At 46.6% G+C, this 15002-nt stretch carries 12 protein-coding genes; 5 read left to right on the top strand and 7 right to left on the bottom strand.

Annotated elements, in window-relative coordinates; all coding sequences use genetic code 11:
- On the bottom strand, positions 1-1040 hold a 1040-nt coding region (locus Q0R35_RS18200; RefSeq protein ID WP_366944942.1), incomplete at its 3' end, for a glycerophosphodiester phosphodiesterase family protein.
- 393 nt (positions 1041-1433) lie between these two features.
- On the bottom strand, positions 1434-3221 hold the full coding sequence (ggt, locus tag Q0R35_RS18195) for a gamma-glutamyltransferase (protein ID WP_295621828.1): 1788 nt from the start codon (positions 3219-3221) through the stop codon (positions 1434-1436).
- A 56-nt stretch (positions 3222-3277) separates the two neighbouring features.
- Here ggt and Q0R35_RS18190 point away from each other — a divergent pair, with 56 nt between their 5' ends.
- Positions 3278-3409, top strand: a complete 132-nt coding sequence (locus Q0R35_RS18190) for a hypothetical protein (protein WP_295621825.1) — start codon at positions 3278-3280, stop codon at positions 3407-3409.
- 22 nt (positions 3410-3431) lie between these two features.
- On the opposite strand, the gene Q0R35_RS18185 is transcribed toward Q0R35_RS18190, so the two are convergent.
- Positions 3432-3752, bottom strand: coding sequence for a hypothetical protein (locus Q0R35_RS18185; RefSeq protein WP_295621822.1), 321 nt, complete (start codon positions 3750-3752; stop codon positions 3432-3434).
- Positions 3753-3856: 104 nt separating this feature from the next.
- A complete protein-coding gene (locus tag Q0R35_RS18180) occupies positions 3857-4225 on the bottom strand; it encodes a hypothetical protein (protein WP_295621819.1) in 369 nt (122 codons plus the stop codon).
- A 308-nt stretch (positions 4226-4533) separates the two neighbouring features.
- Here Q0R35_RS18180 and Q0R35_RS18175 point away from each other — a divergent pair, with 308 nt between their 5' ends.
- Positions 4534-5061 carry an adenylate kinase gene (locus tag Q0R35_RS18175; RefSeq protein ID WP_295621816.1) on the top strand — a complete coding sequence of 176 codons (528 nt, stop codon included), beginning with the start codon at positions 4534-4536 and terminating at the stop codon, positions 5059-5061.
- Positions 5062-5399: 338 nt separating this feature from the next.
- On the opposite strand, the gene Q0R35_RS18170 is transcribed toward Q0R35_RS18175, so the two are convergent.
- The 3 genes from Q0R35_RS18170 to Q0R35_RS18160 are packed head-to-tail and all read right to left on the bottom strand — an operon-like array spanning position 5400 to position 6772.
- Positions 5400-5990 (bottom strand): hypothetical protein, encoded by a 591-nt coding sequence (locus Q0R35_RS18170; RefSeq protein ID WP_295621813.1) that lies wholly within the window; start codon positions 5988-5990, stop codon positions 5400-5402.
- Positions 5920-6264 (bottom strand): hypothetical protein, encoded by a 345-nt coding sequence (locus tag Q0R35_RS18165; RefSeq protein WP_295621810.1) that lies wholly within the window; start codon positions 6262-6264, stop codon positions 5920-5922. Before Q0R35_RS18165 ends, Q0R35_RS18170 begins: the two co-directional genes overlap by 71 nt.
- A gap of 1 nt (position 6265) precedes the next feature.
- Positions 6266-6772 (bottom strand): hypothetical protein, encoded by a 507-nt coding sequence (locus Q0R35_RS18160; RefSeq protein WP_295621807.1) that lies wholly within the window; start codon positions 6770-6772, stop codon positions 6266-6268.
- Positions 6773-7644: 872 nt separating this feature from the next.
- Between Q0R35_RS18160 and Q0R35_RS18155 the strand changes: the two genes are divergently transcribed.
- From Q0R35_RS18155 to Q0R35_RS18145, 3 genes are all read left to right on the top strand, one after another.
- Complete coding sequence (locus Q0R35_RS18155; RefSeq protein WP_295621804.1) at positions 7645-10113, top strand: alkaline phosphatase; 2469 nt, start codon at positions 7645-7647, stop codon at positions 10111-10113.
- Positions 10114-10202: 89 nt separating this feature from the next.
- Positions 10203-13730 carry an esterase-like activity of phytase family protein gene (locus tag Q0R35_RS18150; RefSeq protein WP_295621801.1) on the top strand — a complete coding sequence of 1176 codons (3528 nt, stop codon included), beginning with the start codon at positions 10203-10205 and terminating at the stop codon, positions 13728-13730.
- 300 nt (positions 13731-14030) lie between these two features.
- Positions 14031-14834, top strand: a complete 804-nt coding sequence (locus Q0R35_RS18145) for a peptidylprolyl isomerase (protein WP_295621798.1) — start codon at positions 14031-14033, stop codon at positions 14832-14834.
- The last annotated feature ends 168 nt before the right edge of the window (positions 14835-15002 follow it).

Below are 15002 nucleotides of genomic sequence, written 5' to 3'. Positions count from 1 at the left end.
TGACTGGTGTTGTAAGGCGTGTTTGCCGCCATGTAGGTCGGGTGCTTGGTTTCGGGATAGATGCCGATTTTTTTACCTGTATCGGCTTCGTATTTTTTCACCAAGGCGATGATTTCGTCCAGCGTGGCAACTTGGTAAACGCCATCGAAAGTATGATTGCGGAACGATAACCGTTCGACAGCGCGAATTGTCTTAATTTCAGCAAGGGTAAAGTCTTCAGCAAACCAGCCAGTAACGTTAGTACCGTCGAGGTTTTTGGTCTTCTTGCGATCGGCAAATTCTGGTCTTTGATACACATCGGTAGTCGTATCGCCGCTAACTGTACCGTCGGCATTTAGACTAGCTAGAAATGGCTCGTGACGGGCAATCAGGACACCATCTTTGGTCACTACCAAGTCTGGCTCGATAAAATCTGCACCACGCTCGATCGCTAGTTGATAAGAAGCTAGCGTTTCTTCAGGACGTTCGCCAGCCGCGCCGCGATGTCCGATGACGATCGGCGGTTTGCCAGTGAGGGTGTTAAATTTGTTGTAATTAGGCGTGGCAACTGGAGCGTCTAAGAGCTTACCAGTCGAGTCAAAGTGCAGGGTATAAGGCCCAAATTCTTCACCAATCCAGATCGAACCATCTTTGGCAATGTTAAAAGATTCGATATCGAAGTCCGCACCAGTTAATAAGCGATCGGTAGTAGTATTATTGACGATCGAGAATCCAGCTTTTTTATCGGGATCTGCTAACTGAATAAAGTTACCAACTTTGACAGTACCATCGCCACCCAAACCTTGAAAACTGGGATTTACTTTGTAAATCCGCAACAAAAAATCATTACTATTAGCCTTGGTACCATAGCCATTGTCTGGCATAAACCAGTAATTACCATAGATATCGGCAAACTGAACTGCGCTAAAACCCTGGACTGGTTGACTACTGAAGGGAACTGTCCGACCGTTGGTACCTGTGATTAATTTACCAGATGGTGGGCCGGGAGCAAATGTATCGGCAGGAAGTGATGCGAAGCCTTTTAATGCAGTCATAGTCAGTTTGATGTGTTTTCTATGAGGATAATTAGAATGCTAATAACAACACGATCGGGGTTTACTAATGCGATCGGACAATAATTGCTATTTCACCATATCAGTCGGAGGTTAAGGCTTAGTTATTTATAGGTATCAATTTTTACAGTTTTTAGATATTTGTCGATCGGATATGATGTGATGATTTACACGTATTTAAGATAAATTAACAATAAAAACACCCAAATAAACACCCGAATCTAGAGATGTTTGTTTGAGAGGATGTCTGCAAAAGTTTTTGATGTGGATCGTGGATCTAAATCCCCCTTCCTAAGCTACCGTGCATACGCAAGTTCACTAGACTTGGTTTCGAGGTGGTTTAGCCCCCCAGTTCTATAATGCAATTGAATTGACACCCAATTAACGCTTAACCGTCATCGCCGAGCCACCACCCCTGCGGATTGGCTCGGCTGCTGCCGTAATTCGACCATTTGGGGCGATCGAAATCCCCGTCGCCGCACCAATTTCGGGAACTGGTTCTAAAACGTGTCCCAGCGCGATTAAGCCCTTACCTACATCCGTCTTTTCAAACCCGCTATCGACCTGCGTAACACCGCCATTACGTTGGGAAATCCGAGGAGCCGCGATCGCGTCTGCTAAAGACATCCCAAAGTCCATCCGGTTAAACCCAATTCCTAATGCAGTAGTGATGATAGTCGAACCTCCTGGCGAACCATAGGCGGTGATGTTGCCACTAGGTTCAAAAGTAATAGTAGGTGATAGACTGCTGCGCGGGCGTTTGCCCGGTTCGGGACGATTGGGATGATTTGGGGTCAGATCGAAGTCGGTAAGTTCGTTGTTGAGGATAAAACCGTAGCCAGGGACGACGATCCCCGAACCGCCGATTTGTTCTAAGGTGGAGGTGTAGGAAACGATATTGCCAAATCGATCGACTACGGTGAGATGGGTAGTGGAATTATCATGCGGTTGGTTAGTTTTCAGTGGGGGATCTACCGTTGTCAGACTCACACTCGCCTCATTTTGAAATGGCAGGGGATTGCCAGGAAGTGCCCGAAAATCCTTGCCCGGTGCTCGATCTCCAATTAACTGCCGCCGATTTTTGGCGAATTCTCGACTTAATAACCCTGTGAGTGGCACTTTGACATATTTGGGATCGCCGATAAATCGATCGCGATCGGCAAATGCCAGCCGTTGGGCTTCAATAATTGAATGCCATGCTTTGACGCGATCTAATTTCGGCAGATTGAAGTCAGCCACGATATTCATCACTTCTTTGCCAGTGGTGCCACCGCTACTGGGCAATCCCATACTGTAAATTTTGTAGCCGCGATACTTGGTGAAGATCGGCGTGCCCAACTGTACCTGATATCGCCCTAAATCTGCCATCGTCATCCCCCCTGGAATCACTCGAAAAGATGGCTTGGCGATCGTCGGCGGATGTTGGACTGTCTCGATCGTGGCTTGACCCAATTTGCCCTGATAGAACCCCTGCACGCCTTGTGACGACATCATTTGATAGGTTTTGGCTAAATCGGGGTTTTTAAAAATAGAACCGACTACTGGCGGTTTTCCATTGGGTAAATAGAGGGCGGTGGTTGAGGTAAACGCAGCAAATCTTGCTTGGTTTGTCTGGACTTGACTGGCAAAGGTGGCATCGACTTTGAAGCCTGTTTTCGCCAGATCGATCGCTGGACGTAGTGCCGCCTTCAGTTGCCAAGTGCCATAGCGGCGTAGAGCCTCCGACCATGCTAGCGGTGTGCCTGGAACCCCGACGGCGGCACCATTACTGATGCGATTGGGGAAAAAGGTGAGATTTTCGCCTTTGGAATTATCGGGATCTTGAAAGAGGTTAATATTGGCAGTAGCAGGTGCTTCCTCCCGTCCGTCTATAGTAATAATCCGATTTTTAGCTTTGAGATAAATCATCATAAATCCACCCCCACCAATCCCCGTCGAGAAAGGATCGGTGACACCTAAAGCTGCGGTAGTTGCCACTGCCGCATCGATCGCATTACCACCCGCTTTGAGGACATTAATGCCGATTTTAGTGGCATCTCGATCGACCGAAGCCACTGCCCCACCGTGCCCTTGAGCGATTGCTGGATTCGGCGGCACGAAGGATAGTGCGGGCAAGTTGGCGAAAATGAAGAAGGCGAGCGTTAAGCTGACAAAGATGCTGCGTTTCATCGGTTTACCCTAATTTCTTGAATAAGAACTACATATATTCACACCTCCCAATCTGAATGTATATACAGAAGTTATTTTATTTGCTAGAAACTTTAGACGGTGGGGTAGATCTAGAGGTTTATGCAAAGCTGGTAGCTGCAATTAATAACTTGCTGCCAGAACAGCGGTGGTGCCGCAAACACACCTAATTAAAGTAAATTAAAGGTAAATCTAGAATGGTGTTATCGTGTTTCCATAATTTTCTTGATGGTCGGTAATGCCGCCTGAATCCCCTCTGGAGTCGGTGCAGTTTGTCGAAAATTTTTGTGTTGTGACAATCGGTGGCGTAGCCTCTCCGAAAGGAGAATCGATCCAATCATTCAGCCCAGGATAAGGATCTAACGAAATACCAAACATCGAGGCGGAAGGAACCAGCATACCCGCTACAATATCGGCAGTTGTAAATGTGTCTCCAGTGAAGTAGGGGCGATTGCCGAACAGCTTGCTGTCTGCGCCAGCAATCGTATCTTCAAAGAATTGTAAATTTGACATTTACTAACGGCATAGTTTTTCTCCAGTTTGTAATTTTGATTTAAAGAGTAAAATATAAAATACGATCGTCCGTGCTTTTATTCTATCTCGATATTGAGAGACGATTATTCACCGATAAACTCCAGCAACTCTAAGCGATTACCAAACGGGTCGAACGCATAAGCCTGACGATAACTTCTAATCCCTTCACCAATCGAAATTTTATATCCGGCGACCTCACACCGATCGATAAGTTCGTCTAAACCTTCAACCAACAATCCCGGATGAGCTTTCGTCGCTGGGCAAAAATTCCAATCGACTCCCAAATGAAGCTTCAAGTCACCTTGCTCGAACCAAACGCCGCCCCGCTGGACTAAGTGTTCGGGTTTTGGCTGTTCGCTAAGTCCCAGAATTTCCCCATAAAACATTCTGGCTAAATCTTCGCTATGTGGCGGAATTGCGAGTTGAACGTGGTCGATCCCATAAACTCTCATGTGCTGACTCTCGATCTCTAGGTCATACCTCAATGACTAGGCTACACTAACGCGCCTAATGAGGTCAAAGTAGGTGTTTGAGCGATCGTCAATTCCGTTGCACCCCGAACATTCATATCTTCATACAATCGATCGATTTCACCCATGTTGCCCTTCCATCTTGAAAGACTAAAAAGCCAGGATTGCTCGCATCGATCGAAAGGTTGCCACCTTTGAGCCTTTCGCCTACTCATTTTCTCATTGAAGTTAGACCGTAAAAGTGCATTACTAAAGAGTAGTTTAAAGAAACCTTGATGAAGGAGATACCTGTGAATAAAGTTGCCGTATTTGGTAATGCTGGAGGTGGGAAGTCTACTCTGAGTAAACATTTAGCAGAAATGACAGGTTTACCCATGGTCGCGTTAGACCTTTTGAAGTATAAACCTGGCGGTGGCGAAGTTCCCGATGAAGAATATAAAACTGCTCACGATCGACTCCTCCAGCAAGACCAGTGGATAATTGATGGATATGGATCGTTGGATACGGTATGGGAACGACTGGAAGTTGCAGACACCCTAGTCTATGTGGATATGCCAGTTCTTCAGCACTATTGGTGGGTAACGAAGCGATTCTTGAAAGGCTTTCTAGTTCCACCAGAAAACTGGCCTGAGAATAGTCCGCTCTTGAAGGGTACGTTAAACAGTTATTATACGGTTTGGCTGTGCAATAAGAAGCTCACTCCAAAGTACCGAGAGTACGTGCATAAAGCTAAAGAAACCAAGCGAGTTTATCATCTTGAGTCTCCTAAACATGTGAAAGAGTTCTACCGAGCTGTCAAACTAGAACTCGCAAAATAAAGGTTACTTGTGGTGCCCAAAAACGCTCAAAGAGTGCTTTGCCATTCTGAAACTGCCCAGGAGGTTATCGACAGTACCTCTTCCAGCTAACACATCATGGCAGCGGACGGTCGAAAGCCGCTGGTGCTGAGTTCGAGGTTATTTGCCGCCGCTGCATTTTGCCGTTATGCAGAATTACGATCGAGCAATTCCTTTGACGGGGATGTAACATAGCCATCTCTAACTGAGGATCGCTCTCAAAGATCTCAAATGGGTTCTATAAGGGGAGGGCTGGGGTGGGGTAACACAGACTACGCGTTGGTTGGGTTTCATTCTTCAACCCAACGCGCTCACTTGGATTACATAACAGTAAAACTAGTATTAGTCAAAGCCGGATTGCCGACGAATTGTGCGATTCGGACTTGAGCCGCACCAATACCACTACCATCCGCATCAAAGAATAACGCACCAGAGTTATTGTTGTAGATAAACCGCTGGCTGGCTGTGGATGCTGACGATCCGATGCCAAATCGAGTGACATCGAGAACGCCCAAGGCATCGGTACCGAAGGTAGTATTACCGCCAAACCCAGTGCGGGAAATGCTCAAGCGATCGATCCCAACTTCAAAATCGTTGATTTTATCGATGCCTTCGGTGGCATTATTAAAGCCAAACACATCGTTACCAGCACCGCCAAACAGGAGATCGACTCCCGCGCCGCCAAAAATGGTGTCATTGCCAGCACCGCCATTAATGGTGTCATTCCCGGCGAAACCGAAGATGAGATCGTCCCCACTCGTCCCGACGAGATTGTCGGCATTGGCAGTGCCGTTAATCGTGTTAACGAGGTTAAATCGCGCCAAGCTCGGACCGTGGTCGCTATCTTGGTTGTTGACTGGATCGATCTGGCGGTATTGATAAGTCGGCCCACCTGCGACGAATACTGGCATTAATGAGGGTTTGATAAGTGATAGTCGCATCGACAATGCCAGTATTCGTCGCGCCGTTATTATCTTGAATTTCTTCGATCGCGAGAATATCTGGCGATCCAAGATTGGTGACGATCCGATTTGCTAAGTTATTAAACTGGGTCGCACCGTCGCTAGGATCGAGATTTTGAACGTTGAAAGTTCCGACTCTCAGGTTGGTATTAATGCGGGTTAAGGTGGTAACTTCTTTGGTTAAAGTACCGGGATTGCTGACGGTGAGGGCAGTTGGCAACACTTCAAGGTAAATAGGATGTATTCGTGCTGTTGAGATTGGTAGTGCCACTGGTAATAAAGCCGCCTGTAGACGCAACATTGATGCCAAATAGTAAAGAGTCACCATTAGCCGCATTCCACGTTGTCTGGGCACCAGTCGTCGCAAATGGCGAACTAGCCGACACCATTCCGTCACTACGCTGATAGACAAAAATCTGGTCGCCGCTTCCAGAAATACCATTCAAGCCAGCACTACTAACCACACCAGCATCGGCGGTAGAGGGTGGATTATTCGGGAACGAAAGTACCACGACAGTCCCGGCGGGAACGTTGCTAGTTGCCGTCCAGACAGCAAAATTCTCACTCCCACGCCAACTACCAGGCGTATTCGGCTGCTGGTAAGATGCATCGGTAAAACCCAGCATCGTGCCAGCATCTAAGTCTTTAAACGTCACAAATGCCACGCCATCGGGCGTACTCGATCGAAAACCAAGAATCGCAACATCGCCTGGAGTTAGAGCTGTAGCCATGATTATTTATGTGGGGGATGGGGGGACGCACACGCGATCCAATTCAGCCGATCGGTACAGATTAAAATCGCTCTTTAGAGAGAGAACTATGGATCGATCGAGCTACTTTAAATCAAAATTTTAGACTTGTTTAAGATTTATAATTTCGGCTGTTTGCCTAAGATGATTTCTGGGAATAACGATTCCTTTATATTGTCTGAACTACGATTAGTAATGATTGAATGATGGACTTTGATGAACCACTATCCGACAATCATATAGCAACCGCCAAGGCGATTCGGACAATAACAATAGTGCTAGCTACAAACCCGACTTTTCCAAAAAGTCGGGTTTGTGTCCTAACCGATATAGCGGCTGCTATAGTCTATCTGTCGATCGGGAAAATCATAGTTCAGACGGTATGTTCTCGATCGTGAATCACCTGAAGACGATCGCGATCGGAATGCACAGCATATAATAGCCGATTCAATCGCTTATGTTCGCGTAAATATGGATACACCTTCATAAAATCTACAGAATTTGAATCTTGGCATAAATTGGGGTGCGATCGGCCGATCGACAGTATTTAAAAGCCGCCGAAATCTTCAGTTTAATTACCAAATTTTTAATTGAATCTTAATCAAACGTTAATCTAATGATGTGCGTTATTTAACATGGCAATCTGTGTTTAGATGTTAATATTTGTTTGGAAATAACAAGTATTGAGTGAGTACTCACAATCTATTAGTGTAACTGAAGAAATTTTGCCCGAACAAACACCAATGTGTTACTTAGGATTCTTAATTTTCCCAATCGTTACCATAGTTATTTGTCTAAGTTCGTTGTTCTACTAACCGAGTCAATCTCACCTATACACAGGAAAGTGAAATCCGATGGCTAAGAATACAATCATCATGATCGGCGATGGTATGGGCTGGGAAATGACCCGCGCAGCGGACATTTACAAGCAAATCCAAAGCGCGAAAGCGACCAACAGCACTATTAACGGTAAAGCCGTTACCGATCCTACGCTCAGTCTCAGTGATTTCTATACGTCCGGTAAAGGTACCGGACTGAACATGCAAACGCTGACAAACTATACGATCTCGACTACTTACGCGACGACTGTGCCAGTATCAGTTATCGACCCCACAACTGGTAAGTACGTGCCAGGTAACGTCTACAGCAATGGTCAACCAGCGATCTTGGGTAACACTGCTCTACCAACCTACGATGCTACTGGAAAAGTCATTAACCCAGGCACTGTAACCAACCAAACTTATCCAGATATTCCTGGCTTTGTCTTCAACCCAACTTTCAACCCTGGTACGACCCCTACTGGTGGCGCGAAGGTGAGTGATGGTGTGGTTGGTAACTTAGTCGGTTACGATCCCGCCAGAGGTGGTGCGGCTCCCTGGATCAAACCTAGCGATAGTGCTTATCTAAAGTACAGTTATCCCGACTCTGCCAATACTGCAACCACGCTCTACACTGGCGTTAAGACCTACAACGGCGCAGTCGGCGTAGACATCTTTGAAAATCCGTTGCAGGGCATCCTGGCGACTGCTGCTCTCCAAGGTAAATCGACCGGACTAGTAACTTCGGTACCGATCGATCACGCAACTCCAGCCGCAGCAGCAGCCAACGTCAACAACCGCAACAAATATGATGGCCCGACCATCGACTATATTCTCCAGCAAGAACTTCGGACTTATCAGCCCACCGTATTATTAGGTGGCGGTCACCCCTTATCTTTTCCTGCCGATCCGTTACCAGTAGGTGTCGAACCCAATACCGACAACACCTACATCACTCCAGCAACTTACAACAAGCTCGTCGCCAATCCTAACAATAACGAGTATGGCTATACGTTCTTGGAGCGCGGCACGGATGCAGCTACCAAATTAGCGGCGGCGGCTACTGCGATCGACCCGAATACTGGTGGTCGTCTGCTGGGTCTCTATGGCGCGCGCGGTCAAAATGGTAACTTGCCTGTCAGTTCTGCCAATGGAGACTACAGTACCACTGGTTTGGATATGTTCAGTGTCAATACTTCCAAAGGATTGAAGCAAGACATCATTCGCCCCCTAGCAACTGATAAAGCAACTGGCAAAGTGCTGGAGACAGACGCGCAGTTTATCGCGACTGAGCGCAACCAAAACCCCACTCTCGACGATCTGACTAAAGCGGCACTGAACGTATTGGGCAAGGATAAAGACGGGATGTGGCTGATGATTGAGGGTGGCGATATTGACTGGTCGGCTCATGATAACAACATGGACAACCTGATCGGTACCACGCTGGACTTTGACAAATCAGTGGGATCGGTGATTGCTTGGATTAATGCAAATGGTGGCTGGGCGGATAACGAACTGATCGTCACTGCCGACCACGACCACTATCTGACACTTAATGACAACTTCCCCGCGATCGTCAGCAGAGCTACAGATGGTACCAACGGTATTAGCTCCCTGACTACCGACAACACAATCGCTGGTTCCGGTCAAGAATGGGGCAACAGCACCACTGACAAATACGACTGGGGCAACCACTCCAACCGTCCCGTCCCGGTCTATTACCAAGGTCTTGAATCTTCGGTACTTACCAACTCGGTCGGTACGCCATTTACTCAGTATGGTGTCCAAGTACCAGGCATTGCTGGTTTTGTAGATCAGACAAATATCTATCAAACCATGCTGGCATCGGTTACTGAGACTGCTCAGAAAAAATTGGTTGCTGGAAGTGTTGGTAACGATAACTTGATTGCTACTGTTGGTGCGACTGGAATCGATGGTGTCGATGACACGATCTTTACTGGTGCTGGTAATGACAAGGTTGATTTTACTTTCAACTCCAATTCCCGCAACAACTACGTTGATGCTGGTAAAGGTGATGATGCGATCTTCGTCAGCCGGAACGATCGGGTGTTTGGTGGCGAAGGTAACGACCTGTTCTACGCTGCTGATGGCAGTGGCAATAACCGGATGTCCGGTGGTGCTGGCGATGATATCTTCTACCTCGGAGCCAACGATTATGCGCTCGGTGGCGATGGTAATGACAAATTCTACGTCGGTAGCGGCGGCGGTAACACCATCTCTGGTGGTGCAGGTGCCGACCAGTTCTGGATTGCAACTGCTCAGATTCCTAGTGAGGCTAACACGATCGTCGATTTCCAAATCGGTACCGATGTCATCGGCATCGCAGGCTCCAAGAGTCTGGGTATCAGTGCTAGCACGCTGAAATTGACTCAAGCTGGTGGCGATACTAATATCGATTTTGGTGGTAAAACCTTGGCAATATTGACGGGTATTCAAGCTACTAGTTTGAGTACTAGCAATGCTAGCCAATTCGTATTTGCTTAATTTCCAACGGTGTCATCTCCCAAGGTAGGGGCGATTTACATGCCCCTACCTTGTCCCGATTTAATCTCTATCCTTTATCCTCTAAATCAATGGCGACAATTAACGGCACAGCTAACAATGATGTACTATTCATTGGCAAAGGCAGAAGCAACGACACCTTGCTCGGTTTAGCCGGAAATGATTACTTAGATGCCCTACCGGGAGCAGGAAATAATATTCTCCGTGGCGGCGAAGGCAACGACGAGCTGTATGCTTACACCAACGACATGCTCTACGGCGATGCAGGTAACGATACCCTCACATCCGATGGTAATGGCTCTAACACCCTTTCTGGTGGCGATGGTGACGATATTATTTATGCCGATCGCAATGATACCGTTTTTGGCGATGCAGGCGATGACAAGATTTATGGTGGACAGGGTGGCAATACAATTACGAGTGGCACTGGTAAGGATGTAATTTGGATTGCCAATGTCGATGTCCCCGCTACTCCGAATACGATTACAGATTTCGATCGCTTAAACGACACGATTAGAGTTAACCTCGCTGGCGTTACCCAATTTAGCGACTTAACTATTGCCAAATCCGGCACCGATGCCACGATTAGTTTTGGCACGCAACAACTAGCACTACTCAAAAATACCGCTCCAGGTAGCCTCAATAGCAATACTGTCGCCGTCACTCCTACCGCACCCAATAATGCCGGGAGTAATGTGACGAGCTATGAATTTACCAACCTGCCCAAACTGGGTACCACTTCCAAAGGGCAAGATCTTTTCCTCGGTGGTTTCTCTGGCTTATATTTTCAAGGGATTGCCGCCAATGGTAACTTGAAGTTTATCACCAATACCGATCGCGGCCCAAACGGCGATCCGACTGGTGCCAATCGTCCCTTCTTCTTACCTAATTTTCAACCCGAAATCGTCAGTTTTGAACTCAATCGCACGTCTGGCGAGATGAATATTACCAAGCGCACGGGCTTATTTAGAGCCGATGGTAAAACACCCCTCACCGGATTGCCCAACCTCCAAGCGGGGGCGAATGGTTTAGCCTACACCGATGAAATTGGAGTCGATCTCGATGGCAAGGTTTTAGCCAACGATCCGCTCGGCGCAGATGTCGAAGGCATCGTCATCGGCTCTGATGGTAATTACTGGCTGGTAGACGAATATCGTCCCTCGATTTACCAATTCGACACCAATGGTAAACTGCTCGACAGGTTTATCCCCAAAGGTACCGCCACAGCACCCGCAATCGACTTCCCCGCTGGAACATTTGGCACCGAAGTATTACCCGAAGTCTACGCTCAACGCCGCAGCAATCGGGGCTTTGAAGCACTCGCGATCGAAGGTACCAAGCTTTACGCTTTCATGCAAAGTCCGATCGATAATCCAGATAACGCTGGCGATACGGTGTCTAGAGCGTCTCGCACCGTCCGCATTTTAGAATTCGACACCGCAACTAAAGCCGTCACGGGTGAATATCTCTATCTACTCGACGATATTACAGGTACTGGTAACGCCAAAACCGACAAACTCGGCGATGCTGTCTCCCTCGGCGGCGGTAAATTTGCAGTTGTCGAACGTGACGATTTGGCGACAACTGCATCAAATAAACTCATCTATCAAATCGATCTCGCAGCAGCGACTAATATTAACAACCCCGCCAACTTTAGTTTACCTGCTGGTAAAACGATCGAACAACTCACCCCCGCCGAATTAACCACCGCCAAAATTGCCCCCGTCAGCAAAAGCCTCATCGCCAATGCAGCAAAATTGGGCTACACCGGAGTCGAAAAACTTGAAGGTTTGGCATTAGTCGCCCCCAATACCCTCGCCTTAATTAATGACAACGATTTTAACGTCGCGCCTGGGAGCAAGGTACCCGAAAAATTAGGGCTGCTAGAATTATCGAAAGATCTCCCCGTCACAGGAATTATTAGCACCAAAATCATCACCGCTACCGATTCGGCAGATTTATTGCTCGGTATCAAAGAAACCAATACCAGAATTATCGGCGATCGTCGCAATAATATCATCGATGCGAGTATTGCTGGCGGGCGCAACCAGATTTATGCTGGCGATGGTAATGACGAGCTGTATGCTTATCAAAACGATCGACTCTACGGTGAAGGTGGCAACGATATCCTTGATGCTAGCCAAGGTAAAGGCGGCAACTTCTTAGATGGCGGTAGTGGTGACGATCGATTATTTGCAGGTACCAATGATACGCTCTTTGGTGGCGATGGTGACGATAGCTTATTTGCTGGCTTAGGTGGGAACACGCTCACAGGCGGTAATGGACGGGATATTTTCTTCCTCGCGCTGGCATCTTTACCCACGAAAGCAAATATTATTACCGACTTTAAAGCGGGTACCGATACGCTCAAAATCGCTGGCATCCCTGGCATTGGCGACGATCTTACCAAGCTAACTGCGACGATCCAAGGTAGCGATACGTTGCTTAAAGCGGGGACTGTCGATCTAGCCTTACTCAAAGGAATTCAGGCAAATTCGATCGCCGATATCTTAAATCCCCCATCAATTCCCACCTCACCCACGAATCCTACCAATCCTACTTCACCCACGTCACCGACTGGCATTACTACTAACAAAAACTTATTTATTACCGATGCGATAACCAAAGGCTTGAGCGTCAATGCTGTCAGTCAGAAAGCTGGTAGTAAAGTTAATGAAATTGGCTTTTTTGCTGTTGACGATCTGACTGGTAAAATTGGTGGCATCGCTCCTGGTGCAGCCGGGTATCTAAAATTAGTAGCCGACACAGCCAAGCCAATTTTCGCTACTTTAAATGGTAGTTTTTTCAATACAGCTCGACGAGAAGTTAGCTTAGATGCTAATAAAACGTATCAATTCTTTCAGATTCAAGATGGATCGATATCCGATCTGCAACAACAGATTACCAGCGGTAAAACGCCGACTAATCTCTTATTCGCACTCCCCGATCCTAGTGGAAATAGTCCATTTAAAGTTACTAGTAATAGTAATAATGATGGCTACCAAATCTCAATCAATAATGACGAACTAAGCTTAAATGTGTCCAAACTTGCGGGTGCGACACCGAATATTCCGATCGGTGCCAAGTCCCAAAGTCTACCCCAAGGACGCATCATCGATTTATCTGAATATACTGGTAAAACACTCAAAGCCGATATCTCAACCACAAGTGATGCAGGCTATAACAATAACATTGCTTTCTACGCAGTCGAAGATACCGTTTTAGGCACGATTAAACTAGCTAACGGTAGTATTGTTAAACCGAGCGATACCAACTATGCGATCGAAGCAATCAAAAGTGCAATCCTACAAGTAGGGAAAACCGATAGCAAGTCTAATCAAGATTTAATTGGTGGTAAAATTTACGCACCCATTCTAATTGCTCAAGGTTCGTTAACCGATTTTGCCAATTTCAATCCGACAAATAGTGGTGGCGAAAATTCGATTCATGCTTACTTTAACTATCTCGGTGCCAACCCCGATAAATTAGACCATTTCCGCTTGTTGGGGAATAATACATTTGGCGTAGAAGATATGTACGGTGGCGGCGATCGCGATTTTAATGATGTTGTTGTCAATGTCAACATCAAAGTTGTTTAGAGCCAATTTATAATTCCCGATCTGCCGATCGATACTGAGAGCTAGTCATCAGCATTAACACTCGATCGCCTTATTTACAGTACGGTCGTGTGGTATAGTGTAATTTTATGGCGATCGGTACCGACAAATCGATCGAATTGCCAAGTTGAGACAACAATCTCAGCTTGGAACCAATCGTGTGACGATCGCCTAGACGCAAGTTTAACCAGCTTTTAATATCTTGATAACCTCGGACTAGACGATCGCTGAGATAATTTGTAAAGGGTGTTACTGAGTTCGCCTCCAAATAAAAGTATCATCATGAAGACAACTGCAAACTTGCTAGACTCCAGCATTGAGACTTCAACCTTACCTCTTCGCGAACCAGAACCGCGATCGACTGCTCCAGAGTTAGACACGCCCCTCAAGCGGTTGTGTCACAATGCCATGTCTGGAGAAGAAGCTATTTCCCTATTACAGAAGTTTTGGATGCTACCCCAGTTGCAGCGAGAACTGATCCTCGATGCAGAGCTAGCAGCAATTAATTGTAGCCAAGAAGAAACTTTTGGCGCATATAAGGCTTTTTATCATAAGTATCAAATTAATTCCGATGACGATCGTGCGGCATGGTTAACTAAAAATAACTGTACTTTAGAACAGTTCGAGCATTCGATTCTCAGAACCCTCAAACTCGATCGGTTTAAGCAACAAGCTTTTGGTAATAAAGTTGAATCATATTTTTTACAACGTAAAAATCAGCTCGATCGGGCTGTATATTCACTATTACGAGTCAAAGATGCTCATTTAGCTCAAGAACTATTTTTTCGGATTCAAGATAAAGAAGCCACTTTTACAGAATTAGTCAAACAATATTCGGGCGGACAAGAAGCCGAGAATGGCGGCACGATTGGCCCCCACGAACTATCTATCCCCCACCCCACTCTCGCCCAAAAACTCAGTTCGCTCAAACCCGGACAACTAGCTCCACCATTACAAATTGCCGACTGGTTTGTCATCGTCAAACTCGAAAAATATCTCCCCGCTCAATTAGATAAAACCCTCAGAGCGCGCCTAATTGACGAACTATACGATCGCTGGCTTCAAGCAAAAATCAGTCAACTTTAGGAATTAGGTTTTAGGAATTAGGTTTTAGGTTTTAGGCTTTTTTGGAACTGCGTTTCTCACACTCCTTACTCCTTACTTCTTACTCCCATCTCCCATCTCCCATCTCCCATCTCCCATCTCCCATCTCCCATCTCCCATCTCCCATCTCCCATCTCCCATCTCCCATCT

Origin of the sequence: Chamaesiphon sp. GL140_3_metabinner_50 (assembly GCF_025361915.1) — a bacterium.
Lineage (GTDB): Bacteria > Cyanobacteriota > Cyanobacteriia > Cyanobacteriales > Chamaesiphonaceae > Chamaesiphon.
This window is presented reverse-complemented; position numbering and strand designations above follow the sequence as displayed.

Coding starts and splice junctions, on each gene's coding strand:
- Q0R35_RS18155 (WP_295621804.1), top strand. CDS start 7,645: ATGGCTAAGAATACAATCATCATGATCGGCGATGGTATGGGCTGGGAA.
- Q0R35_RS18170 (WP_295621813.1), bottom strand. CDS start 5,990: ATGCCAGTATTCGTCGCAGGTGGGCCGACTTATCAATACCGCCAGATC.
- Q0R35_RS18145 (WP_295621798.1), top strand. CDS start 14,031: ATGAAGACAACTGCAAACTTGCTAGACTCCAGCATTGAGACTTCAACC.
- Q0R35_RS18160 (WP_295621807.1), bottom strand. CDS start 6,772: ATGGCTACAGCTCTAACTCCAGGCGATGTTGCGATTCTTGGTTTTCGA.
- Q0R35_RS18180 (WP_295621819.1), bottom strand. CDS start 4,225: ATGAGAGTTTATGGGATCGACCACGTTCAACTCGCAATTCCGCCACAT.
- Q0R35_RS18190 (WP_295621825.1), top strand. CDS start 3,278: ATGTATATACAGAAGTTATTTTATTTGCTAGAAACTTTAGACGGTGGG.
- ggt (WP_295621828.1), bottom strand. CDS start 3,221: ATGAAACGCAGCATCTTTGTCAGCTTAACGCTCGCCTTCTTCATTTTC.
- Q0R35_RS18185 (WP_295621822.1), bottom strand. CDS start 3,752: ATGTCAAATTTACAATTCTTTGAAGATACGATTGCTGGCGCAGACAGC.
- Q0R35_RS18150 (WP_295621801.1), top strand. CDS start 10,203: ATGGCGACAATTAACGGCACAGCTAACAATGATGTACTATTCATTGGC.